Annotated in this window: 18 protein-coding genes and 1 tRNA gene; 6 read left to right on the top strand and 13 right to left on the bottom strand. The window is 42.2% G+C overall.

The genetic code is table 11. The annotated features are described in order from the left end of the window. Positions 1 to 6 precede the first annotated feature (6 nt). From DWX23_RS08510 to DWX23_RS08495, 4 genes are all read right to left on the bottom strand, one after another. Positions 7 to 3,231 (bottom strand): TonB-dependent receptor, encoded by a 3,225-nt coding sequence (locus tag DWX23_RS08510; RefSeq protein WP_199673245.1) that lies wholly within the window; start codon positions 3,229 to 3,231, stop codon positions 7 to 9. A 208-nt stretch (positions 3,232 to 3,439) separates the two neighbouring features. Further along, complete coding sequence (locus tag DWX23_RS08505) at positions 3,440 to 4,423, bottom strand: FecR family protein (RefSeq protein WP_122374149.1); 984 nt, start codon at positions 4,421 to 4,423, stop codon at positions 3,440 to 3,442. A 103-nt stretch (positions 4,424 to 4,526) separates the two neighbouring features. Next, entirely contained in the window at positions 4,527 to 5,147 is a 621-nt protein-coding gene (locus DWX23_RS08500; protein WP_229801182.1) for an RNA polymerase sigma-70 factor, read from the bottom strand. 113 nt (positions 5,148 to 5,260) lie between these two features. Beyond that, positions 5,261 to 6,763 carry a glutamine synthetase family protein gene (locus DWX23_RS08495; RefSeq protein ID WP_122374181.1) on the bottom strand — a complete coding sequence of 501 codons (1,503 nt, stop codon included), beginning with the start codon at positions 6,761 to 6,763 and terminating at the stop codon, positions 5,261 to 5,263. A gap of 186 nt (positions 6,764 to 6,949) precedes the next feature. Here DWX23_RS08495 and DWX23_RS08490 point away from each other — a divergent pair. Beyond that, positions 6,950 to 7,022: transfer RNA gene (locus tag DWX23_RS08490), tRNA-Trp, on the top strand. A 55-nt stretch (positions 7,023 to 7,077) separates the two neighbouring features. On the opposite strand, the gene DWX23_RS08485 is transcribed toward DWX23_RS08490, so the two are convergent. From DWX23_RS08485 to DWX23_RS08455, 7 genes are all read right to left on the bottom strand, one after another. Next, complete coding sequence (locus DWX23_RS08485; protein ID WP_122374148.1) at positions 7,078 to 8,262, bottom strand: ABC transporter permease; 1,185 nt, start codon at positions 8,260 to 8,262, stop codon at positions 7,078 to 7,080. Further along, positions 8,246 to 9,430, bottom strand: coding sequence for an ABC transporter permease (locus DWX23_RS08480; RefSeq protein ID WP_122353081.1), 1,185 nt, complete (start codon positions 9,428 to 9,430; stop codon positions 8,246 to 8,248). Before DWX23_RS08480 ends, DWX23_RS08485 begins: the two co-directional genes overlap by 17 nt. Before the next feature lie 13 nt (positions 9,431 to 9,443). Continuing rightward, a complete protein-coding gene (locus DWX23_RS08475) occupies positions 9,444 to 10,436 on the bottom strand; it encodes an HlyD family secretion protein (RefSeq protein WP_122374147.1) in 993 nt (330 codons plus the stop codon). 225 nt (positions 10,437 to 10,661) lie between these two features. Further along, positions 10,662 to 12,095, bottom strand: a complete 1,434-nt coding sequence (locus DWX23_RS08470; RefSeq protein ID WP_122374146.1) for a TolC family protein — start codon at positions 12,093 to 12,095, stop codon at positions 10,662 to 10,664. A gap of 72 nt (positions 12,096 to 12,167) precedes the next feature. Continuing rightward, positions 12,168 to 13,385, bottom strand: a complete 1,218-nt coding sequence (locus tag DWX23_RS08465; RefSeq protein ID WP_122353078.1) for an MFS transporter — start codon at positions 13,383 to 13,385, stop codon at positions 12,168 to 12,170. Positions 13,386 to 13,854: 469 nt separating this feature from the next. Further along, the gene (locus DWX23_RS08460; protein ID WP_122353077.1) at positions 13,855 to 14,397 is read right to left on the bottom strand and encodes an FHA domain-containing protein; all 543 of its coding nucleotides are present in this window, start codon (positions 14,395 to 14,397) and stop codon (positions 13,855 to 13,857) included. 105 nt (positions 14,398 to 14,502) lie between these two features. Beyond that, positions 14,503 to 15,363, bottom strand: coding sequence for an AraC family transcriptional regulator (locus DWX23_RS08455; RefSeq protein ID WP_122374145.1), 861 nt, complete (start codon positions 15,361 to 15,363; stop codon positions 14,503 to 14,505). A gap of 151 nt (positions 15,364 to 15,514) precedes the next feature. On the opposite strand from DWX23_RS08455, the gene DWX23_RS08450 reads away from it, so the two are divergent. From DWX23_RS08450 to DWX23_RS08440, 3 genes are all read left to right on the top strand, one after another. After that, positions 15,515 to 16,207, top strand: a complete 693-nt coding sequence (locus DWX23_RS08450; protein WP_122374144.1) for a porin family protein — start codon at positions 15,515 to 15,517, stop codon at positions 16,205 to 16,207. A 29-nt stretch (positions 16,208 to 16,236) separates the two neighbouring features. After that, positions 16,237 to 17,385 (top strand): BamA/TamA family outer membrane protein, encoded by a 1,149-nt coding sequence (locus DWX23_RS08445; protein WP_233587545.1) that lies wholly within the window; start codon positions 16,237 to 16,239, stop codon positions 17,383 to 17,385. A gap of 261 nt (positions 17,386 to 17,646) precedes the next feature. Next, complete coding sequence (locus tag DWX23_RS08440; RefSeq protein WP_233587544.1) at positions 17,647 to 20,775, top strand: ATP-binding protein; 3,129 nt, start codon at positions 17,647 to 17,649, stop codon at positions 20,773 to 20,775. Between the two features lie 440 nt (positions 20,776 to 21,215). Here the strand turns inward: DWX23_RS08440 and DWX23_RS08435 are convergent, their stop codons facing one another. Beyond that, positions 21,216 to 22,091, bottom strand: coding sequence for an NAD kinase (locus DWX23_RS08435; RefSeq protein ID WP_122353073.1), 876 nt, complete (start codon positions 22,089 to 22,091; stop codon positions 21,216 to 21,218). Positions 22,092 to 22,183: 92 nt separating this feature from the next. Then, a complete protein-coding gene (locus tag DWX23_RS08430; RefSeq protein WP_122353072.1) occupies positions 22,184 to 22,843 on the bottom strand; it encodes a CBS domain-containing protein in 660 nt (219 codons plus the stop codon). A gap of 85 nt (positions 22,844 to 22,928) precedes the next feature. On the opposite strand from DWX23_RS08430, the gene DWX23_RS08425 reads away from it, so the two are divergent. Both DWX23_RS08425 and DWX23_RS08420 read left to right on the top strand, forming a co-directional pair. Then, a complete protein-coding gene (locus DWX23_RS08425) occupies positions 22,929 to 23,645 on the top strand; it encodes a pyridoxine 5'-phosphate synthase (protein WP_122374142.1) in 717 nt (238 codons plus the stop codon). Between the two features lie 36 nt (positions 23,646 to 23,681). After that, complete coding sequence (locus tag DWX23_RS08420; protein ID WP_122374141.1) at positions 23,682 to 24,392, top strand: MotA/TolQ/ExbB proton channel family protein; 711 nt, start codon at positions 23,682 to 23,684, stop codon at positions 24,390 to 24,392. Positions 24,393 to 24,400: the final 8 nt, after the last annotated feature.

Here is a 24,400-nt window from a genome sequence, read left to right as displayed (position 1 = left end):
AAATATTTAAAATGATAACTTAGCTCCAACAGTAAATCCTTTTGTTGTAGGATATGAATAATAATCTATCCCCTGGTTCATAGAAGCCCCTCCTCCTTTCGAGTTTACTTCCGGATCCCACCACGGATATTTTGTTATGGTTAACAAATTCTGACCGCTTATATAGACCTGTCCCCGTTTCAACCAGTTTATACCTAATTTATTGACCGGTATATTATAGGCTAATTTTATATTCTTCAAACGGAGATACGAACCGTTATAGACGAAATTATCCGCCATTTTAGTTGATATCACATTATCTACAGCCGGATATTTGGCATTCGTATGATCAGGAGTCCAGTGATTATAAAAGACTTCTTCCAATGCATTATATCCCAGATAAGTCTTATAATTCTGGGTAATCATGCTAAAACCATAAATATCATTTCCCTGTGATCCCTGAATAAAGAAACTCAACTCAAAATTTTTCCAGGACATGTTAGATGTCAACCCATAAATAAAATCAGGATTCGGATCACCGATAATTGTCTTATCATCTTCCGAGATACTGCCATCCTTGTTATTATCCTTATACACAAAATGCCCTTTCTCATCGAAACCATCTGTCTGATACCCATAGAAAATACTCATAGGCAAACCTTCACGAAGCAGATTCACATAATCATTCGCTACTATTAAGTTATATGTCGTACCCTGCACATCCTGCCCTTCATACAGTTTGACAACCTTATTACGGTTAAAGGATATATTTGCCGACACATTCCACTTAAAGTCATTGTCCAGGATATCAGCATCTACCTGAAATTCAAAACCTTTATTCCTGATTTTCCCTATATTTTTAACCGTCGTCGTATATCCCAAAGAAGCCGGTAACTGAACGGTATTCAGCAAATCACGTGTATTCTTCAGATAATAATCGGCGGTCAAACGCAAGCGGTTATTGAAAAAACCAAGATCTAACCCAATATCCGTCTGAGAGGTTGTTTCCCATTTCAAATCACTCGGCAAACGGGTTCCCGGGGCATAATAAGTATATAAAGCATCATCAAAACTCACCTTTCCGGAAGACAACATATCCAGTGTATAATACGGATTAATGGCAGTACTACCCGTTTGTCCGTATCCGATCCTTAACTTTCCGTTAGAGATAAAAGGGAGATCTTTCATAAAACCTTCCTCCGAGAAACGCCAGGCCAATGCCCCGGAAGGAAAATATCCCCATTTATTTCCTTTGCTGTAGCGGGAAGAGCCATCCGCCCTAAAACTTACCGTTGCCAAATATTTCCCTTTATAAGAATAATTGAAACGTCCCAGCCAGGACAATAAAGTCCAGTCCGTATAAGAAGAAGACGGAGTATTTATCGTAGTTGCAGACCCCAGATCATATGAACCTGTCGCATCACTCAAAAAACCGGATCCGGATGCACTCAACGACTTACCGGTATATTTTTCATAAGTAAAAGCCCCTGTTGCTGTAATCGAATGATCTTTATCGATCGTTTTGTTATAAGTCACGATGTTATCGCTATTTATAGTCAGACCGTTACTGGTCGAAATCCCCGCTGATCCAGACGAATTAGGATATTCCACTCCTGTGTAATTATCCAGACGGGTATCGGTATTCGACACGTTTCCGGATATTTTTATCGACAGACCTTCGATCGGTTTATACGTCAGTGCGATATTCGCCATTACTTTATTATCGATCTGCTTTTTGGAGACCTCATTGAAATAAGCGATCGGATTAATCAGATTATCCGGGCTAAAGGGATAAATTCCATTTAGCAAACGGTATTGCCCGTCCTCCATATAAGGACCGACTGTAGGGGTTGCAGAAAGAGCCGACAATAGTATATTTTCCTCATCCGTCAGCGATTGTGCGGTTCTACTTAATATTGAATTATATGATATTGAGAATTTTTTATTTATTTCGTGATTAATGTTCGCTCTTAAGACGATCCTTTGGTAATCATTATTTTTGATAACTCCCTCTTGATTATAGAAACTGGCTCCTACAGCAAACTGAGTCTTTTCATTTCCTCCGTTCACCGTCAATGAATGATCTTGCACGGGAGCAGAACGGAAAATTAAATCCTGCCAGTCCGTTCCCTTCCCAAAACCTGCGATATCGTTTTGGGAGAAATACTTTTCACCTTTAGTATTTTCCCAAAAGAGATTATAGTAATTAGCATATTCGGTGGCATCCATCAGCTCCAGTCTCTTTCTAACGGTCTGTATGCTGTAACTACCTTCATAGTCGACACTGACTCTCCCCTCTTTTGCCTGCTTAGTTGTCACGATGATGACACCATTCGCTCCACGGGAACCGTAAATAGCGGTTGCCGACGCATCTTTTAAGACTTCGACACTTTCTATATCCGAAGAGTTTATCATACTCTGATCACCGGGAAAGCCATTTATGATCCATAACGGTTCGTTATTGCCGGAAATAGAATTGGCTCCTCTGATTCGTATCTGCATATTGGCTCCGGGAGCACCGGAGTTTTGTTGTATCTGTACTCCTGGTATCCTACCTTGCAAAGCCTGCGATATATTATTTGTAGGAAGATCCATGATCGCACTACTTTTCACAGAAGCGACAGAGCCTGTCAGGTCCGACTTCTTCACAGTTCCGTAACCGATAACAACCACTTCATCCAACTGCTTGTTACTTTCCTCCAATGATATTTTTATATACGATTCACCTTTTATCTGCAATTCCTGCGACAAAAAACCGATATAAGAAACCAGAAGCGAAGACCGGTCATCCACGGTCAAAGAAAATTTTCCATCCAGATCTGTGATCGTCCCATTAGTCGTCCCCTTCTCCACAACATTGGCACCGATAATAGGGTCTCCGTTCGGATCTGTCACAATTCCGGTAATACGCTTTTGTTTCTGTACCTGCCTTTGTGGTTCCGCCGACTTATCCTTTTTATAAATAATAATGTGTTTTTCATCAATGGTATAAGCCAAATCCTGTCCGTACAACAATTGAGTCATTACTTCCCGGATATTCTTGTGATCGATCTTCACTGAAACTTTCTTGAAAAGATCAATCTCTTCATTCCGATACCAAAATGAAAAATCAGATTGTTTCTTCACTGCATCCAGAGCCTCCTGCAAAGTGACACCTTGCAGATTAAGCGATATTTCCGCTGTCTGGGAATAACTAACCGATGCAAATGTGCAGAAAGTGGTCAACAAACATAGTACTACGGTTACTTTCATGATATTAAATACTTTTTTTAGCAGACTAATAGGCACAGTCTGCCCTTGGTTTGGAGATAATTTCATATTTTTGTAAATGATTTTAGGTTTGTAATTTTGTTGCTAAAGATTTCAGACTAAAGTCTTTTGATCGGGAGATGTTGGTAGCATCTTCCGATTTTTTTTACATTCTATTTCTCATAGGCATATTATTAAAGTTATTATTCATTTATTTCTCACTGATATAAACCTGATTTCCTTCAATTTTATAATGTATACGTTTATCCAGAGTCATGATGCGTAATATTTGTTCCAGATTCTCTCCCCGCACAAAGTCACCCGTAAAAACGGTATTCTTCAATTTATCTGAAGCAATATGTATATGTACATTAAAATTTCTCTCCAACTGTTTGGCTATACTCTCAAAAGTCAGGCCGTCGAAATAGAATTTTCCATCCTTCCAGGCCGTATGGAAATTCAGATCCACTTCCCGCTTGTTGCTTGTTTCAGTTACTTTATCAAAACAGGCGAGTTGCCCGGGTTGTAAACGGATATTCTGTTTTTCCTTCTTCCATCCGACATCGACGCATCCTTCCGCCAATGTCACTTCTACAAATCTATCATCGTCGTAAGCCTTTACATTGAATTTAGTTCCCAGTACCTTCACTTTAACATCTCCCGTTTTTACATAGAACGGACGTTTACTATCGTGGACTACCTCAAAAAAGGCTTCACCGCGAACTCTTACCTCACGTTCGGACTTAACAAATGCCGTCGGATATATCAACGTTGTCCCTGCATTCAGTATCACCTTACTCCCATCCGGCAAAGTAACGGTCGATTTCATTCCCAAAGGATTCGATAATTCTATCGGTTGGCTATTCAGTTGTTTATACCCCTGCTGAAAAGATAAATAACCGGTCATTCCCACTAAAATAGCTATTGAAGCAGCTACAGAAACAATTTTCAGCCACACTTTACGGCGAATAGCCTTATCTATTTTCTTGTTGAGACGAAGTAAGATCGTGCTACGCATCTCTTCTCCTTTGGCTATCACGCGGGGAGATAGTTCTATACTGTTTAGTAGCCCGAGCAATTTCTCATGATCAGGATGTGATGCCGACCATTGTTCCAGTAATTTCCGGTCTTCTGACGATAAATCATTTATCAATCCATCACTTATACGATCTATACTGTTCTTCTGTTTTTCCATATTTTCCACTTATTACTTAAAGGAGGAGGTATAAGCGGATTTCGTTTAAAAGAAAAGTGACTTTTTTTGATATTTTCTCAAGAAAAGCGATAAATAGCTATCATTAAGCAATATACATCAGTAACAAAGAAAATGTAATATCCGGGAAATGAGGTTTCAAACTGGCAACAATCTTATCGATAGCTATTTTCATCTGTACACGGACTGTACTTTCATTAATGGAAAGCCTTTCGGCTATCTCTTTAGGCTTCAAACCTTCCTGTCTCGCCAATAAAAAGATCAAACGACATTTTTCCGGTAATTCATCGATCACCCGGTTCAATATCCTCTCCATTTCCTCCATCAACAACTTATCTTCAGGAGATTCATTCTCCCTGGCTGTCAGTTGAAGAGTAGTATCTTCCAACAAGACAAAACGAGACTTTGAACTTCGGCTCAGGTATCGGGTTGCTTCATTGCGGACTGTGACAAACAGATAGGTTTCAATATTCTCAATATCCTTTAGTTTCAGTCGTGATTGCCAGATAGAAAAGAATGTTTCAGCCACAACCTCACGACAAGCTTCGGTATCTTTCAGAAAATAATATGAGAAACGGAATATCTGATCATAATACAGATCATAAAACATATTAAATGCCAGCCGATTATCATCCGCCACCATTTTCAAAAGCGTCTTTATATCTATTGCTCCCGTCTTCAACTCATCTCCTTTCTGTTTCTGCAAACGTAGCAAAAATATTTTAAGAGGAAATACTTCAGTACAGATTTATACAAAAATGGCCGATAGAATCCTTTCATACCAACAGGATCTCTACCGGCCATTTCGGAATAATTATCTTATCCGCAATGGAAATAAGTCTTCACCAACCGGAGCATTCCTTCAGGATCATTTTTCAAATCATCACGAAGGGTAAAGTCGTTATACGAAGTCAGTTTTTTGATAATACCATCGATCATGCTCGGACTAAACACATTGTATTTTTCATAGACAGCACGCTGCTTCTGCAGACGTTGAGCGGATGCAGCACAACTGTCAGGAAGCTGATCCAATGTCTGCAAACGATCCCTATTTTCCTCCTGGTGGATATTTACATTTACATAAGTCTTTTCTGCAATATCCAACGCATTGTCAATCTCAAATCCATGACGGCAGGCCACAGCCAAACCGGCTAATAACTGGTACAGATCGGCTGAACCGTCCGGCGAACGCATTTCGACCGTCTGTTTCTGTGTCGTATCATAATGGCTTTCCGACTCCAATGGGTTAGCCAACACACACATATCCTTCTTTGCCGCCCATCCCAGAGGTACACGGACCAATACCGAACGGTTCCGGTCGCCCCAGCAGACATTTGTCGGAGCTTCCTGATGAGGTACCAGACGGAAATAAGAAGTCGGATTCGTATTACCAAATGCAGTGATAGACGGAGCCAACTCCATCATGCCGGCAATCGCTTTACGGGCTGTTTCAGACAAAACACCACTCGCCAGCATCTGGTTCTTACCGTCTTTCATTATACGCATATGGACATGTAATCCTGATCCGGCCTTTCCGACTGTGATCTTAGGGGCAAAGGTGATATCCAAACCATAATCGCAAGCCAGATTACGGATCACCCATTTGGCAATCATCAACTGGTCGGCGGCATCTTCTACTTTGGTCGGCAGAAACTCGATCTCGTTCTGCTCATATATCTTTCCGTTCAATGTAAAGTTGCCGACTTCGGAATGACCATATTTGATCTGTCCGCCGGTCTGGGCTATATACAGCATACATTGTGTGCGGAATTCATTGAATTTGGCAAATGGTCCGGATTCATGATATCCGCGCTGGTCGGTAGCCGGGAACAATTCTTCTTCCTCAGCGATCACGTAATATTCCAGTTCACCCATTGCCTGAAATTCCATACCCGTCACTTCCGTAAACGCCTTGCTGGCCTTGTGTAAGGTATATTCGGGAGAGCTTTCCAGGGGTTCGCCATCTTTGTTGAAGAAAGAGCAAAGCATCGTTACGGTCGGTAATTCAGCAAAAGGATCGACAAAAGCCGTCCGGAAGCGGGGGATAACATACAAGTCGCTGCTACCAGCTTCGATGAAAGAAAACAAGCTCGATCCGTCGACACGCTCACCGCAAGTAAGGATTGCATTCAGGTAAGCCGCATTATTAATAACGAAATTCAATGTTTTCAGACGCCCGTCTCCTGCCGGATACATAAAATTGACCATCTTGATCCCTTTTTCGCGGATGAAAGAAATAATGTCCGCTTTTGTAAACTCAGATGAAGGTTTTTGCAAGAATTCGACTAAAAGATTCGAATTCATTTCTAATTCGTTTTCCATATTCTGTTGATTGTTTTTGTACAGTATAGATTTAAATACATTTTCTATAATGCTTTCAAAGATAAAAAAAGAAATTACGGTAGCTTCGTTTTCCTTCAATTTTATCGGCTAAGAAAAAATACTGAAGTACTTTTTTTCCGAAAGTCTTGCATATTAAAAATAAAAACCTACCTTTGCACCCGCAATACGGAAGTAGCTCAGTCGGTAGAGCACTGGTCTCCAAAACCAGGTGTCGGGAGTTCGAGCCTCTCCTTCCGTGCAAAAGCGATACAAATTGTATCGCTTTTTTTGTTTTTCAACTCTTCCTGACAGCATCAACGATATGCTTTCCTTATATTATACCGGTATGCCAGGCATGCCAGCACAAAGTAAACGGCGCACTGAACCCATAAAGTGACATATTCCGTATGGATCTCTGCTATGGAAGCGCCCATCGAATTCAATTTGACATACGCCAACGTTGCCGGAGCAGCCGGGATCAGAAAATGCGACATCTTCCAGTACCAGGGCATCAATTCCAGCGGATAAGATACCCCCGACAGGAAGATCAACCCGACAGAGAAAAAAGCGATCATCAGCAAAGGAGCATCCGAATCTGTAAAGAAGACGGAAACCGACAAGCCGAAGAAACTGCTCGCCATCAGAAACGGGATCAGCAACATAATGATATTCCATACATTCCCGATATCCGGCAGGTCAAAGATCAACGGGATCAGCCCCAACAGGAACAGCGAGAAGATTGCATACAACATCATATAAACAAATGTCTTCCCTGTCACCAGTCTTGCCGCCTGCCCGAACGAAGGACGGTTTCCCCGCAACAACCGGAATTGGCGTTCTTCCCCGCTGACCATTCCGATCACCATCAATAATGTCTGGAACATAATGACGATCAGTACGGCAGGTATCAGGTAAGTCCCATACCCCTCCGTATAATTGTACAAAGCCGTCCCCGCCACACTGATCGGCTTTGCTACCGAAAGCTGCGCCGCATCCTGACTGGGAAGAAAGACAACCATTTCAGGACGGAAACGGTCGTTGAGTGCCAGCATCGAACCCGCCGATGCTTCCTGTATCGACAGATAATAAAGGAAAGCACTCGTCGTCTCATACATAATAAAAATCGATTCGTCACCGCGTGAAACCCGGTCGGTAAAGTCATACGGTAGATACAAGATACCGGCTGCCTCATCGCGTTTCATCAACTCCTGAGCCTGAGGAAAGTCCTCACCGGTAGCTATCACATCGACCTGCGGTGTAGCATTCAGCAAACGGATATACTCGCGGCTCAACTCCGTTTTTGAATTATCCACCACTACGACCGGAACATTACGGACCACGTCGGGAGCATACATATAATTATATAGCAGACCGTACATAAATATCCCCCCCATCAACACCAGCACAATGGCAAAACTACCCGAAATAGTCTTGAATTCGTTCAGGATAATGGAGGATATATTATTCAGTCCTGCTTTTATGTTATTTGATATTTTCATACTTATGACTTAAAATTGCACTTTTTAAATGCGGTACCATCCCAAATGCAACCAGGATAAAACAGAATAATGCACTGAAATTCCACCAGGTATAGGCAAATCCATAATCACCATACAAAAGATTCTGATTGATCTCCACAAAATGACGTACCGGAAACAGGAACGAAGTGTAATAGACCGGAGCATACATGGATGGGGCCGGAAAAGTTACACCCGACAAGGTTGCTCCCAACGACCCGACCATCGACACGATACTGATAATGATACTGATTGCCGGAAAAATGGAGAAAAGGAATACGGCCAATGCCTGCGAGGCGATCACAAACAGGATCGAAGTCAGGTTTAGAGGCCAGAATCCGCACGAGAAAGGAATATTCATTATACCGAACATGACATAATTTCCCAAAATGCTCATCAGGGAAAAGATAATGGTATAAGGTAATAATTTTCCGAAAAGCGCCGTCACCATATTCATCTTCGCCGTTGCCAGCCATTCATCACCAGTACGGAACTTTATTTCACTACCTACCGCATAGACCGTCGTCAGCAAGATGATTACCTGGAAGAAAATAAAGAAAAACGGATTACTCAGATAAACGGAATAATCCAGATCCGGGTTGAACAACGGATGGTTCTGTGCCCGGATGGGAACCAGGAAGGTGGATACTTCTTTCTGACTGATCCCCATAGCCGTTGCCTGCACCACAATCGGAGCCATTGAAAACGTGCGTAGCAAACTTTCAAAAGCACCCCTGACCTCTCCTCCGACACTCAGTAATGCATAATGGTAATAATAGGATAAAGTAGCTTGTCTCCCACCTGTCACGTCTTCTTCAAAACGGTTCGGAATCACCAGATAACCGTATATTTCTTTGGCTTGCGTCGCTTTCCGGGCAGTTTCGGCATCTACATAATGATGCGTGACACGGAAAGTCGGGACAGCTTCGACCTGGCGGATCAATTCGCGGGATAAAGCAGTCTGGTCCTGATCGACAATGGCTACCGGAATATTTTCCATTTGTCCGTTACCGAAGATCGTGGACATAAAGAAGATACAAAACAGCGGCAACACGATACAGACCCCGAAATAGAGCCTGCGTGAAACCATCCGGTGTAGTTCGCGTTGAAGCACATTGTAAAAAGGACTATGTTGTTTATTGGTACTCATAGACTATCCTCTATTACTGTTCTCCTAAATTAACCAGCACCGACATGCCCGGACGTAATCCGTCGACCGGTTTTACCGGGAGGGCATGGATCTCGAACGTTCTCAAATCGTAGCTACCTGTCTGTTTGGTCGATTTCCAGGTAGCGAAACTACCCAGCGGACTAACGTAATTGATCTTGAATTCGATATCATTCGTGGCAATCGCCGGAACATCGGCACGGAAAGTTCCACCCATCTTAAATAAGGGTAAGCGGTCTTCGCGAACATTCAATACGACATGCACATCATCCATTACCACCAGGTTCATGATCGGCATACCTGCACCGACCAGTTCACCGCGTTTCGGGAAAATAGTCGATATCTGTCCGGATTCGGGAGCAACCAGACGGGCATCCTGCAAAAGGGCCTCCACCTCGTTGACGGTTCCCTGGGCGGCAGTTACCAATGAACGGGCACTTTCCTTATCCTGTATCTGTGCCCCGTCGAGAGCCATCTGGTATTGACTGTGGCAGGCACGTTCGTTTGCTACAGCAGCGTTGTAAAGAGCCTCTACTTCATCTTTTCGCTGTGAAGTGACTACACTGTCCTTATAAAGGGCCTGGATACGGTCGTAGGTTGTTTTAGCCAGTTGCAGGTCTGATTTTGCTTTGTTCCAAAGCTGTTCGACGGTGGCGATGATTTGTTTACGCGTACCGTCGTCAATCTTCTGGTGCTGGTATTTGGCAATATCTTCGAGGGCATTCACCTGCTGGTATTTAGCCTGCGCTTCGGGACTGTTGATAACTACGAGTGTGTCACCCGCTTTCACGTTTTGCCCTTCTTTCACAAGGAAAGTATCTATTCTACCGGGCAACTTACCGGAGATGCGTATTTCGGTAGCTTCAATCTGTCCCTGGAGGACAACCGGTTTCTTTTTCAGCAACAGCATCCCGACGGCAGATAGGATTATTACGGCGATCAGTACCACTATAAAAGAGATCGTCAGATATTTCTTAGTCTTGTCCATAATTATTTATTTGTGTTTATTGTTAATTCAGAATTTATCAGTTTCAAATCCATATAACCTATGTATCCGCAATTATCAAAATGACACTACCCTACCGGATAAATCAGATTAATATACCGGGTAAATGAAAATATCCCCGCGAGTAATATTTTTTAACAAATCAAAAAGATAGATAAAGGCTGGTTTTAAAAGCAAAATGAAATTGCGAACAGAATCCGGTTTAGACTATATTATCTCCGTTGTTCCTTCCTGGCGATATTGCTGGAACGATTCCGGTATACCGCAGATCGACAGCAGGTTGATCAATGCCACATCATACTGGTAATAGGCCAGCAGGAAAGCTGTCTTTACTTTTGAGAGCATGACTTCGGCATCGACTACTTCCGTAGAAGTAGCCATCCCCTCCTGAAAGGATTTCTGACGGATACGAACCAGCTCCTCACTCATTTCCAATGTCGTATTCAGCGCCTTTACATTATCGAGGGCATTCTGTAACTGGGTATAATATTTATCGACACCGACTTTCAACTCGGTAACGGCTTTATCCTTTCCGATCGCCAATGTCTGACTGGTCAGCCGTGCCTGCCGGATTTTCTTCTCCCGGTTCAAACCGTCGAAGATATTCCAGGTAAAACCGACCCCGATCATCGTACGGGGCATAAGATATTTATCCACACCATTCGAATAAAGTGTCTGTTTGCCGAACAAGGCAATGGTAGGCAAGTATCCGGTACGTCCGATCTTCAATTCGTTACCGGCAATATTCTCCTGTAGCTTCAACTGGTTGACCAGATAATTATTGACCGGAACCAATTCTTTGAAATAATCGGCCGAAGGAATATTTTCATTGATAAAAAGAGCGGTAGTCGTACTGATCTCGCTATCGGCATCGACATCTATCAGACTTTTCAATGCCTGTTGCGCCACCTCCAGGTCTTTGCGTGCCGATTCGAGTTCGCGTTTGGCCTCATCCATGCTCACCTGGGCAAAAAGACGTTCCGCCCGGTTAATCATCCCGTTCTGTTCCAGTTTAAGAGCCTGGTCATAATGGGTTTTCAGCGAATTATAAGTAGCTTCTCTCACCGTCACGACCCGCTGGCCAAGACGCAGGCCGAAATAACATTCGATCAATTTCGATTGCTGGTCGGCGTTGACTTGCTCACGGTTTACTTCGGCGATACCGACCATCGTTTTCCCGATCTTATTGGCGAAAATACGTTTCCCTCCGGTGAAGACAGGCCAGGTCACACTGGCATCGATAGAAGTAATATTCTGTGAAATAAGCGGGAGTGTTAGCGTATTCTGGCCGATTTTATCCAGGATAGAAGAAATAAACTGATCGTCGGGTAAAATGGAATGAACAAAATCCTTGGCAGGATCGGTAAACTGGTCCAGCGGTTGACGGACCTCGACCGGGTTCGACATGTGAACAAAGGCACCAGCTGCACCCACCGACGGATACCAGAACGAGTTGAGTTTCTGATGTTCATTCTTTGCCAGTTCCACCTCCTTCCCTGCCATCCGGATACTCCGGTTTCCTTTCTGAAGCAGCTCCATCGACTGCTCCAGGCTCAGGTCGACCTTCGTTGTCTGAGCAGATGCTATGGCAGGAAAAAGGAATAGCAAGCCAATACTGAAATGCGTTAAGTTATTAATCATAAATACGTTTAAATTTAGTTTGAGCGAAATTTATGATTAATAACAACCCCTTCTCCGGGATTGTTCAGCGGGCTAACTTCCTTTTTGGGTCGCTTTCTTTAAGTCCGGTAAGAACCAGGTGACCAGTCCGATCAGCGGCATATAGGCACAGACATTATAGACAGTCTCAATACCGTAATGATCCGCCAGATTCCCCAGCACAGCCGAAGCGATCCCCGCCACCCCAAAAGCAAAACCGAAGAATAAGCCGGAAATAAGTCCCAGTTTATAAGGCAACAACTCCTGCGCATACACAAGAATAGCCGGAAATGCAGAGGATAATGTCAGACCGACACAAAAACTCAATACAGCTGTCAGATATAAACTATCCACATGCGGCATTATCAGTGAAAAAGGTGCCGCACCCAGGATAGATGCCCAAATAACATATTTACGTCCCACCTTGTCACCTATCGGACCGCCCATCAATGTGCCGAGAGCAGTCGCGATCAGGAATACAAATAAGAACAACTGCGAAGATTGCACGCTCACCCCGAACTTCTCTATCAGGTAGAAAGTGTAGTAACTGTTGAGGCTCGCCATATAAATGTATTTGGAAAAGATCAGGATCAGCAGGATAGAGATGGAAAAAACAGTTTTCCCCAGCGACAAAGGCATTTCTACATGACGTTGGGATGTTCCTATGTCTTCCCGCTTAAACCGCTGAAGCAACCCTTTGTACCAACGCCCCACATAGGTCATGATAAGAATCGCGATAAAAGCCAGGATAGAAAAAAAAGCAATATGGCTTCGCCCGTAAGGAGCCACCAGGATAGCTACGAGCAACGGTCCTAATGATCCTCCCAGATTTCCCCCCACCTGGAATAAAGATTGCGCCAGTCCCCTTTTCCCTCCGGATGCCAACGAAGTCAACCGCGAAGCCTCCGGATGGAATATCGACGAACCGACACCAATCAAAGCCACAGAACATAAAACCCAGGATAAAGAATTTGCAAATGCCAGGCTAAGCAAACCGATCAGCGTAAAACTCATCCCGATAGGTAACGACCACGGAGACGGATGTTTGTCGAAATATAATCCGGTAAGCGGTTGAAACACGGATGCCGCCGATTGATAGACCAGCGTAATCAATCCGATCTGCGCAAATGTCAACGCTAAATCATCCTTAAATAGTGGATAAACGGCTGTGATAACAGACTGCAACGAATCATTTATACAATGTGAAATGCTTAATGCCACCAATATCCGGAAAGTAATACCACTAACCGGCTCTACTCTATTTTGTCCCATTTGTTAACCTTATTGCCTATTGGACCGCAAAATTACATATAAAAACAACGGATTACTAACATCGCCACTTTTTTATTTACAGATGAATTTACCGGGAAATACTGTATTTCTTTGTTTTTTCGAGTTGTAAAAAACTATCAATTAACATTTACATTTGTTTCTAAAAATTTCCTGCACGCCTTATTTCTCATAATCAGACTTTCAGTTTAGCCACTTTTTAACAAAACTTTTCTTTCAGTTCTTTTTGATTCTTTACGTAAATTGCCGTGAGCCAAATAGCCTTATAGTTGTTTTATCGTTGAACAACTAAATAAAAAACATGAATAATGAGATTTAAACTTTAGAACTGCGCCGGAGATGAAAGGTAATCTTGTATCCATCTCTCCCGAAACCTACGCCAATTCCCCCTATCTCCCTTATCGCCCTGATGTAAGAGATCATTCACTCCGGAGCAGTTTCTAAGTTTAATTTAAAAATCCTCCTCTTCTTCCCCTTCCGGAACATGAAGTATAAAAGTAGTCGCACCGATCGTCACAATAGCTCCCTCACCGATACGTACCTGTTCTTTTTTTCCTAAAAGCACACTGCGCAGGAAGGTGCCGGTCATACTTTGGTTATCACGCAGGGTATAAACCAATTTCCCCTGCTTATCCTCCTTTACATTAATAATACAATGTTTACGTCCCACACTCGGATCGCTCGTAATGATAGGAACATCCACACCTTCCGTATCCTTATTCCTCCGTCCTATCATATTATCGCCCATCACAAGCGGCAGTTCCTGCTTAAAACCGAACGTATTCTCGATCACGGTAATATGGCCGCAGGAGAAATCGGGTTCCTTCACCTCTTTTTCCTGGCCTGATTCCGTACGGACGGTCTTGCGTCCCAGCTTTATCTTAAATTGCGACCCGCATTGCGGACACACAAAAGCCAGTATCTTTCCATCCGGATATTTGGTTTCATCGAACGACAACTGATTATCACATTTGGGGCAGAATATTCTTTTCATATCTTTATTTGAAGCATTTACGTTTAACAGGGGTACAAAGATAAGTTTTTTTCTACGGATATAAAGACCGATCCGCCTATAAATATAAAAACGATCCGAAGCTATTTACCGATCCCTATATGTTTTGGGAGATACTCCCGAAATCCTTTTAAAGAACTTTCCAAAAAACGATTGGGAAGGAAAGTTCAACTCGTCGCTGATTTGTTGTATAGTCATATTGGTAGATTTCAATAAAGCCTTCGCTTCCAGCACGACATACTCATCGATCCAGTCTGCTGCCGACTTTCCACTATAATTTTTGATTACCTGAGAAAGATATTTAGAACTCAGCTGTAACTTGTCTGCATAAAAATCTATACGTCTTTCTTTTTTATGGAATAACTGTACCTGCTTCAAGAAGTCTCTCACCAGCATTTCACTTTTTGTTATCTTTTCTATCTCCGATGATTTATGGAAATAATATCCCAGACCATAAAAGAATGCAATTGTGAGATGCTTCACAATTTCCATACGGTTAGGATTATCTTTCACACGAATCACCCGTTGAATCATGGTACAATAAGTTTGTATAGCCTCTAACTGACCGGGGCCTAATGAAATAACCGGATTATTACGAACCGAAAGAAAAGTGGAAAAACGATCCGGCAAATGCAGACTATCGTTAAACTGCTCCGACATAAGAACGAATACAGCTTCAAAATCAGATGTATTGGATTCATATTCCAATATTTGCCCCGGTAAAGTGATAGAAATAGCAGGTGCTTTCACACAATAAGGCATCAAGTCTATCCTTCCCCTTATTTCTCCTTTCAGACAAATACAACAAATTGTCTTATTTGCTTTGAAAGGATGGTTGAGCGGATTTATCAACGTATTCTTATACATATAAAAATCGTCATTTATAAAATCAGCCTGTTCTATTTCTCCAGGCTTAGCATGCCAATCCAAAGAGGTCACATTTCCCATATCCGTAAATTAGAACAACAAAGATAAATATTTCAACTGCATAAATTCATAAATCGGCATTTTCGTCCAACTTTCAATCTAAAAGACCTTTTGCCATCCTATCCCCCGCTCTACTTTTGCACAAGTTTAAAAACGAATAAATAAAACAAAAATGAGAAGACAGAAAATGTTAATGCTCGCGTTACTCCTGGCCGGAATAAACATGATATCCGGCAGTGCGCAAACTACGAACAATCAAAAGCCTGAAGAGGGAACACAAGAAGGCAAACAGAATAAAAAGATCGAAATATCCGGCGGAGTCCTGGTAGAAAGCAACTATTCCAGCTTCGTCCATTCCGGAATAGGGGGTGGAAAAAGCGTAATGAAGCCGGGCGTAACGACAGGAGGATTTCTGAATCTGGGAATTTCCAAACATTTCTCAATCCAACCGGAACTTTTACTCCACTACAAAGAATCTGAATTCGGCCGTAACAACCAAAACGGCATTTATCGCTATTGGGGAATGGAAATTCCTATTTATGCGATGTATCACACTAAATTAAAGAATGGGCACCGCATCCACATCGGGATTGGCCCTTATACGGAGTTCGGCCTCGACGCTTCATTGAAAAGAGAAGGGGAAAAAATCGACCTCTACGAAAAAAATACAGAAAGCGGAACACCTGTCATGCGGGATTCAAACTCAGGCTTCGGTATTATAAACAGTTACGAGTTTCCTTTCGGACTTCTGATAAATGTAAGTTACAAGATAAGCATATCCAATCTGCTGGATGCGAATGAAAGTTCTGCGGCATTGCACCCACAAACATTTAGCCTGGGCTTCGCCTACTGTTTCCGGAAATAAAAGTAAACCAACATCCAAACACACAAAAGATGAAACTTAAGTTTTTATTTCTTTTTATTTTCTCCGCTTCTATGGCCATGCCTCTTTATTCACAACAAGATAGTATCTATATAGAGAAAAAGGACGGCGCTTTGAAAAAATACTGGAATAGCTTTATACATGGTAATGTAGACCGCACTTTTGAAAGAAAAATAGATATGAGTTATGCCGTAGCTCCTTCCTATACCCGCGAAGGCAGCTTTGGAGTCGGAGGAATGGCTACCGGATTATATCGTCTGGACCGTAAGGATTCGATCATGCAGCCTTCCGACATTACCCTGACAGGCAATATTTCTATAAACGGCTTCTATACACTTACAGCGACAGGCAACAACCATTTCAAAGGAAACAGGTCGCGCTTATCCTATAGCCTTGAATTTGCCCGTAAAACGCTTAACTTCTGGGGAGTTTCTTATGAAGGATGTGCCATGAATCCTTTATCCGAATATACCCGGCAACAGATAAGATGGGAATCCGATTATGTTTATAAACTAAGTAAACAATTCTATATCGGAGCCGCCTTCAATCTCAATTATGCAGATTTATCCGATATAAAAGACATCTCTTACCTGGAAGGGCAAAAGCAGAGTTATTTTTTCACAGGTCTGGGTATTTCACTTCAGTATGATACCCGCGATTTTATACTAAATCCGAAAAGGGGCGTTTATATCATGTTCAAAGAAGTGATATATCCTGAGTTCTTAGGCAGTTTCAATAAAACACTGTTCAGTACCAACTTTATATTCGATATCTATCAGAAAGTATGGTCCGGAGGTATAATAGCCGGAGATATTTACGGACAATTCAATAAAAAGAACACACCCTGGCCTTTACGGGAAGAACTAGGTAGCGGCGGTTTCCGTATGCGTGGTTATTACGGGGGACGTTACATCGATTGTAATCAGCTGACTGCCCAAGTGGAATTACGCCAACACATATTCAATCGCCTGGGTTGTGTGGCGTGGATTGGAACCGGCAGCGTATTTCCTGAACTGAAAAAATTCAACTGTAAGAATATCTTACCCAACTACGGGTTGGGATTACGAATCGAATTTAAACATAATGTAAATGCCCGTATAGATTACGGTTTTGGGAAAGATACAGGAGGATTTGTATTCAACTTTGCAGAAGCTTTTTAAGAGTTTTATAAACTTAAAAAAGTCACCACAAATCACAAACACTCAAAAAGTAAGAGCCAAGCATGCATCTGTGCTTGGCTTATTCTCTATTGTCATACACCAAAGCGGCAATTAACAAAATTAGAAAACATTTATTAACCAAACCAACACGCAAACATCATTTTTAAGACCAAAGAAGCAATAAAAATCAAAAGGAATAACTCAGATCAAAAAAAAGATTATATTTGCCCAGTTTTTTTTAAAATTTCATATTGTATTGTTATGAAATCTAATATGCGCCTCAACACGATTTTAGCAATTTTTGCAGGCTTACAGCTTGCCTGCGCTATAAATTTAGTCGCCAAAAATTCAGATTCCAATAAAGATTATTTATTGGTTCTGAACAGTTACACATCCGATGCTACCTGGAGTAATGCACTCATTACCCCTATACAACAGGAATTGGTAGCAGGTTCAAATCTTGATTTTTATGTCGAGAATATGAACATGTTAATGATCGATGATTCTACTAAACTGAATAAATTTAAAGAATCTTTTTTCCCCAGATACACACATGCGCCCAAAGCCATTTTACTGCTGGGAAACAGTTCGTTCATAATGTGTGACGATTGCAAAAAACATTGGGGCGATGATATCCCTCTGGTTCTGTGTGCTGAATTGCCTTATTTAAGCCCAATCGAAAACTACATAAAAAAACGTCCGGTAGAAATCACCATGCAAGTACCATTGGAACAATTAACGGAAAGTTACAACCTTACAATGCTGGAAACCAAAAACTACTTGCCTGAAAATGTAGACCTGATGCAAAAAATAATCCCCGGTATGAAAACATTGACTTTTATCGGAGACGGACGTTATATCAATCAGCAACTAGATCACGATCTGCGTCTTTTATTAAAAAAATCATATCCGGATTTAAAGTACGAGTTCCTCTCTGCTGCACAAATGACGACAGATTCTTTGCTACATAAGCTTAACTCTGCTGATATAAACACTACAGGAGTCCTCTTTTCTTCCTGGTTCACCCGCCAAACCTTTGCCGGAGGAGACCTGTTAATGGCAAATACATTTCAGGTAATCTCCAATACGACCATTCCGATCTTTGCATTAGGAGACGCAATCATGCCCAACAGCAGGATGATCGGCGGCTATTTTTATCAGCAACAAACATTCAACAAGCAGTTAAAAGCGACATTGAATGCTGTCCTATCCGGCAAAGCACCCAGAGACATACCTTTTTATATCCCCGACGGAGAACCTATATTTGATTATCCGGCACTTTTGCAAAAAGAAGTGAATACATATTTGTGTCCTGCCGGTTCTATTTTTCTGAACCTTCCAAAAACAGCACTGGAAAAGTACAAGTATCACCTGGCAGCCCTCGGTATCTTATTTATTATATTGATATTGTATACACTATATCAGTTCAGCCGCATAAAATCCCTTAAAGCGTTGAAGACTGCCCAGCAAAAAGAGATTGAAGCCAATGCGGAATTAAGCAATCTTTTTGAGAATATGCCGGTACTTTATTGTAAAGTACGCTTGATACGTAATCAGGCAGGAGAAGTGGTTGACGCCATCATTCATAAAGTGAACAACCGATATCTGAATGCAATGCACCAGGGCAAAGATATTATCGGTCAAAAGATGAGCAATCTCCCCGACGATGAGTTGACAATGTTTATACGTTATTTTCAACTCATGGAGACAGAGAAAAAAACAATCAGTTTCACTTACTATCTCAAGCAATCTTCCACCTATTTCAACATAATACTAACTTTCTCTATCCAGTCTGACTACGTGGATATTTTTGGTGTCGATTGCACCGACCTTCATCACACGCAAGTGAAACTGGATTCAATCAACCATAAACTTGCAATGGCACTCGACATTGCAAATATCGTTCCCTGGAAATGGGACCTGCGTGAACATACGATCCTGTGTGACGTAAATCGCCAGGTTGAACTCGCGATTACAGATAATGAACAGAGTGAAAAGCTGTTGTCTGTTCCCGAGTCGCAATACTTCGCAAAGATATATAAAGAAGACCGCCAGCGGGTACAACATTCCTACAATGACCTGATAGAAGGTAAATGCACAAAGGTAAAAGAAGAGTATCGTGTAGTCAGCCACACAGATCGGGGCATTCAAGTGGATTGGGTCGAGGCTCAGGCTGCAGTAGACAGCCGCGATGAAAATGGACTCCCTATTACATTGGTCGGATCGTCCCTGGTAATTACCCAACGTAAAAAAATGGAGAACAGTCTGCTCGATGCGAAAAACAAAGCCGAAGAATCAAACAGATTGAAATCTGCCTTCTTAGCCAATATGAGCCACGAAATCCGTACGCCGTTAAACGCGATCGTAGGTTTCTCCACATTACTCCCTTCGGTCAAAGAACCTTCCGAACAAGAAGAATATATCAACATTATCGAGAACAATAATACACTGCTGCTACAACTTATCGGAGATATACTTGACCTATCAAAGATAGAGGCAGGTACTATGGAGTTCAATTATACAGAATTCGAACTGAACCAGTTAATGCAGGATTTAGAGAACAGTTTAAGATTAAAACTCCATAACGACAAAGTACACCTGGTTTTTGAACCCGGAAATCCTCAATGTTGTATCCATGGAGAAAAAAACAGAATTTCCCAGTTAGTGATTAATATGGTAAACAATGCAATCAAGTTTACAAAAGAGGGATATATCCGCTTTGGCTATGAGATCAGAGATAAAAGGCTGTATTTCTTTATCAAAGATACTGGAATAGGAATTCCTGCAGAAAAAAAGAATGATATCTTCGAACGATTTGTTAAATTAAACAGTTTCGTTCAGGGAACAGGACTGGGATTATCTATTTGCCGGATGCTCGTAGAAAATATGAACGGACAGATAGGTGTTGAAAGTGAGGAAGGTAAAGGTTCCATCTTCTGGTTCACATTACCTTATGAACCAGTCAAGCAAACAATAAAGATTGAAGAAAAACAAAAACAGGTCAAATCCAAAACAAAACATCTTACAATCCTTATAGCAGAGGATAATGACAGTAACTACAAATTATTCCAGACTATACTCAAAGATGACTATTACCTCATACACGCATGGAATGGAAAAGAAGCAGTAGATATGTTTAAAAACGAATCTCCTGATATCGTACTGATGGATTTGAACATGCCTGTCATGAATGGATACGATGCCACTTTAGAAATACGAAAAATAGATCCTCTTGCCCCGATAATCGCTATTACGGCCTTTGCCTATGCATCGGATGAACAGAGAGTCATGACAAACGGATTTGATGGCTATATGGCTAAACCTGTACAAGCGAATAAATTAAAGGAACAGCTATCCGATATCATACAATCGAGAATGATCCTGCTGTAATCGGCCTGTCAGACCGGTATGTATAAAACGCAAAAAAGGCTATCCATCACGGACAGCCAATCTTCATTGTTAACCTTAAATCTAATACCATGAAAAACACAGTGCAAATATAGAGGTTTTATGTTATGCAGCATAATGTTTTGCTTGTTTTTCTCATCTATTTAATACAGTTTAACAAAAACCTGCTGCAAAACATATTTTATAAGCATAAAGCATGAGCATAAGACAAGGAACCCTATAAACGTAAAAAAGGCTATCCATCACGGACAGCCAATCTTCATTGTTAACCTTAAATCTAATACCATGAAAAACACGATGCAAATATAGAGGTTTTATGTTATGCAGCATAATGTTTCACTTGGAAATCTCATTTATTTAACCACGTTTAACAAATACATGCTATAAAACATCTTTTTAGAGCAGTTTTACGCCCTATATCCCTATTTCATTCGTGCATCGGCTCCCCACATCAGCTTCTCGCGAAGTGTCTGATAGAAGGTATGATTATATCTTTTTATCACTTTCGTGGTATAATCGGCTTTCGTTATCGTCAACTGAATGCCTGCCGGAAAGATTTCCGAACGGCCGTCCAGGGAGATCAGAAAAGATTTGTTCCGGCTTTCCACCCCGAGCGTGATCGTATAATTATCCGGAATGATCAGCGGGCGCACATTCAGGGAATGAGGCGCGACCGGACTCAATACCAGATTCTTGCTCTGAGGAATGATGATCGGGCCGTTCACACTCATGGAATATGCCGTCGAGCCAGTTGGCGTTGCGATCAGCAGACCGTCGGCCTGATAAGAAGCCAGGTATTCATCATTCAGAGAAGTATGGATCGTGATCATCGAAGAGGTATCGCGCTTTAAGATCGCAATCTCATTCAGGGCATAATTATAACCGCGAAACACCCGCCCTTCCGTATGAAGCCGCAACAAGGTGCGCTCTTCTATCTTATAATAGTTCTTGAACAATTCGTCCAGTGTATCCTCGATGTCATTTCCTCCCACATCGGCAAGAAACCCCAACCGCCCGGTATTAATTCCCAGGATAGGGATATCCTGACGGTTCACACGGGCAGCCGTTCGCAGGAACGTACCGTCGCCACCTACACTTAGGGCAACATCGAGATCAAAATGATCGTCCGTCAGCAATCCCGCAACGGGAGGTTCATAATTCAGACCATCAGCCAGAAAATTATAAAAACGGACATCCACATAGATCTCCGCCTCCTGCGATATCAACTTTTCAAACAGTCGTTTTATCTGGCTTTGTTTCTCAACCTGATACTCGCTGCCAAAAATACCTACCTTCATAAAACAGTCTTTTAAGTTGACAGTTGACAGTTGACAGTTGACAGTTTTATATTGTTCTTCTAATAAACTGTCAACTGTCAACTGTCAACTGATTAAATGTTCATATAATGTAGCAACTCGTTCATCCGCTGTTGCAACAGATCATCCACCATCCCTTTTTCCATGAAATAATACAGGACGGTATAATTGAAACGCTCGAAACTACGGATCACCGGCGAAGCATCCTCCAGGTCGATCTTAATAATAAGATGCAACCTTCCGGTATCTTTATCCGTGTACGAAAGCAGATTCAATACATGTGCATTGTTCGATTCGACTAAACGGGCAATATCCGTCAGCGAATAATCCTGCGGCATCACCTCGAGGACAAACACACTGCCTGAAGTCTCGGCATTACACAATTCCGAAAGAATATCGATCAGTTTCTCTCTCGTAATCGCTCCTCGATATTCACCTTCCGGACTGACCACCGGTAACAAGCTCAACTGATAGCGGGCGATCAGTGCAAGCGCCTCATGGATATGTGTATTCTCCATCACACTGGGAGCAAACAGAACCGGCTCGCCAATCGTTGCCGCAAGATCAGGCATAGCCATCAGATCCTTTTCCGAGATCAGGCAACGGTATATCCCTTCGCTCAACAAAGGCAGATGTTTTAACTTAAAATCATCCATCAATGCTAATGCGTATTCCCCTGTGTCAAAACTTTTTAACACGGGAAGTTCCTTCGTTATGAAATCTTTCACCAACATTATTCTGTTAATTCCCTTAATTCTGCTAAATTTGCCGATACTTTTGTGCAAATGTAATGAAAGAAAAAAGATATAACGATATACGATGACAAATTTAAGTGTAAACATTAACAAGGTTGCAACCATCCGTAACGCACGCGGAGGTAACATGCCTGACATTTTAAAAGTAGCTCAGGATTGCGAAAATTTCGGTGCACAAGGAATTACGGTCCATCCACGTCCGGACGAACGACATATCAAATACAGTGACGTGTACGCGTTGAAACCTCTTATCAGGACAGAATTTAACATTGAAGGGTATCCCTGTAACAATTTTATAGACCTGGTATTAAAGGTGAAGCCGACACAGGTTACACTGGTTCCGGATGCACCCGATGCCGTCACCTCCAATGCCGGCTGGGATGTAAAGGCAAACTTCGACCTGCTGAGTGAACTGGTCGATACCTTCACCGCACAGGGAATCCGCACCTCTATCTTCGTAGGAACCGACCTGGCCAACATCGAACTGGCGGCAAAAACAGGCACCGACCGCATCGAGCTGTATACAGAGCCTTATGCAACCAATTACCCGGTGAACAAGGAAGAAGCCGTCGCGCCTTTCGTTGCTGCCGCACAACTAGCAAAGAATCTGGGAATGGGAGTCAATGCAGGCCATGACCTGAGCCTGGAAAACCTGGCCTGGTTCAGTCAGAACATACCCTGGCTGGAAGAAGTATCCATCGGCCATGCCCTGATCTGCGATGCGTTGTATCACGGATTACAGGAAACCATTTCATTATACAAAGCATGCTTGCAACAATAATAACGAACTAATATTAACGAATAAGTATACAAATCTATGAGCATTTTACTTTCCCTACAAGCAGTAGGGGCACAGACAGCAGAGCAGATGCCGGATCTGACGGCAGTAACAGTCCCCACTGAAGCAGAGATCAATGTAATAGACCTTGCGTTCAAAGGAGGGTGGATCATGATTGTACTATTGCTGTTATCCTTAATGGCAAGTTACATCTTTATCCAGCGTTTATTAGTTATCCGCCGTGCGGGTAAAGAAGATCAGAATTTCATGAACCGTATCAAAGACTATATCCACGAAGGGAAAGTCGATTCGGCACTGAATCTGTGCCGCAGCACCAATACCCCTTCTGCCCGTATGATCGAAAAGGGTATCACCCGCCTGGGCCGCCCGATGAACGATGTACTCGTTGCTATCGAAAACGTGGGTAACCTGGAAATTGCGAAACTCGAAAAAGGCTTCCCGCTGATCGCTACGACAGCTGCCGGAGCTCCTATGTTGGGTTTCCTCGGAACGGTAACCGGTATGGTACGCGCCTTCTTCGATATGGCGAATGCCGGAACGAACGTAGACGTTTCCTTACTGTCAGGAGGTATTTATGAAGCACTTGTAACAACCGTCGGTGGTCTGGTAGTCGGTATCATCACCCTGTTCGCTTACAACTACCTGGTTTCTCAGGTCGACAACGTGGTGAACAAGATGGAAGCCCGCACCATGGAATTTATGGATTTATTGAACGAACCGGCTAATTAACAAAGCGA

Source organism: Parabacteroides sp. AF18-52 (assembly GCF_003479145.1).
Taxonomy (GTDB): domain Bacteria; phylum Bacteroidota; class Bacteroidia; order Bacteroidales; family Tannerellaceae; genus Parabacteroides; species Parabacteroides faecis.
Note: the sequence above shows the minus strand (reverse complement) of the source record. Positions and strands in the feature narration are given on the sequence as shown.

Coding starts and splice junctions, on each gene's coding strand:
- DWX23_RS08460 (WP_122353077.1), bottom strand. CDS start 14,397: ATGAAAAGAATATTCTGCCCCAAATGTGATAATCAGTTGTCGTTCGAT.
- DWX23_RS08480 (WP_122353081.1), bottom strand. CDS start 9,430: ATGAGTACCAATAAACAACATAGTCCTTTTTACAATGTGCTTCAACGC.
- DWX23_RS08430 (WP_122353072.1), bottom strand. CDS start 22,843: ATGTTGGTGAAAGATTTCATAACGAAGGAACTTCCCGTGTTAAAAAGT.
- DWX23_RS08475 (WP_122374147.1), bottom strand. CDS start 10,436: ATGGACAAGACTAAGAAATATCTGACGATCTCTTTTATAGTGGTACTG.
- DWX23_RS08420 (WP_122374141.1), top strand. CDS start 23,682: ATGAGCATTTTACTTTCCCTACAAGCAGTAGGGGCACAGACAGCAGAG.
- DWX23_RS08510 (WP_199673245.1), bottom strand. CDS start 3,231: ATGAAAGTAACCGTAGTACTATGTTTGTTGACCACTTTCTGCACATTT.
- DWX23_RS08455 (WP_122374145.1), bottom strand. CDS start 15,363: ATGGGAAATGTGACCTCTTTGGATTGGCATGCTAAGCCTGGAGAAATA.
- DWX23_RS08450 (WP_122374144.1), top strand. CDS start 15,515: ATGAGAAGACAGAAAATGTTAATGCTCGCGTTACTCCTGGCCGGAATA.
- DWX23_RS08485 (WP_122374148.1), bottom strand. CDS start 8,262: ATGAAAATATCAAATAACATAAAAGCAGGACTGAATAATATATCCTCC.
- DWX23_RS08425 (WP_122374142.1), top strand. CDS start 22,929: ATGACAAATTTAAGTGTAAACATTAACAAGGTTGCAACCATCCGTAAC.
- DWX23_RS08465 (WP_122353078.1), bottom strand. CDS start 13,385: ATGGGACAAAATAGAGTAGAGCCGGTTAGTGGTATTACTTTCCGGATA.
- DWX23_RS08495 (WP_122374181.1), bottom strand. CDS start 6,763: ATGGAAAACGAATTAGAAATGAATTCGAATCTTTTAGTCGAATTCTTG.
- DWX23_RS08440 (WP_233587544.1), top strand. CDS start 17,647: ATGAAATCTAATATGCGCCTCAACACGATTTTAGCAATTTTTGCAGGC.
- DWX23_RS08445 (WP_233587545.1), top strand. CDS start 16,237: ATGAAACTTAAGTTTTTATTTCTTTTTATTTTCTCCGCTTCTATGGCC.
- DWX23_RS08435 (WP_122353073.1), bottom strand. CDS start 22,091: ATGAAGGTAGGTATTTTTGGCAGCGAGTATCAGGTTGAGAAACAAAGC.
- DWX23_RS08505 (WP_122374149.1), bottom strand. CDS start 4,423: ATGGAAAAACAGAAGAACAGTATAGATCGTATAAGTGATGGATTGATA.
- DWX23_RS08470 (WP_122374146.1), bottom strand. CDS start 12,095: ATGATTAATAACTTAACGCATTTCAGTATTGGCTTGCTATTCCTTTTT.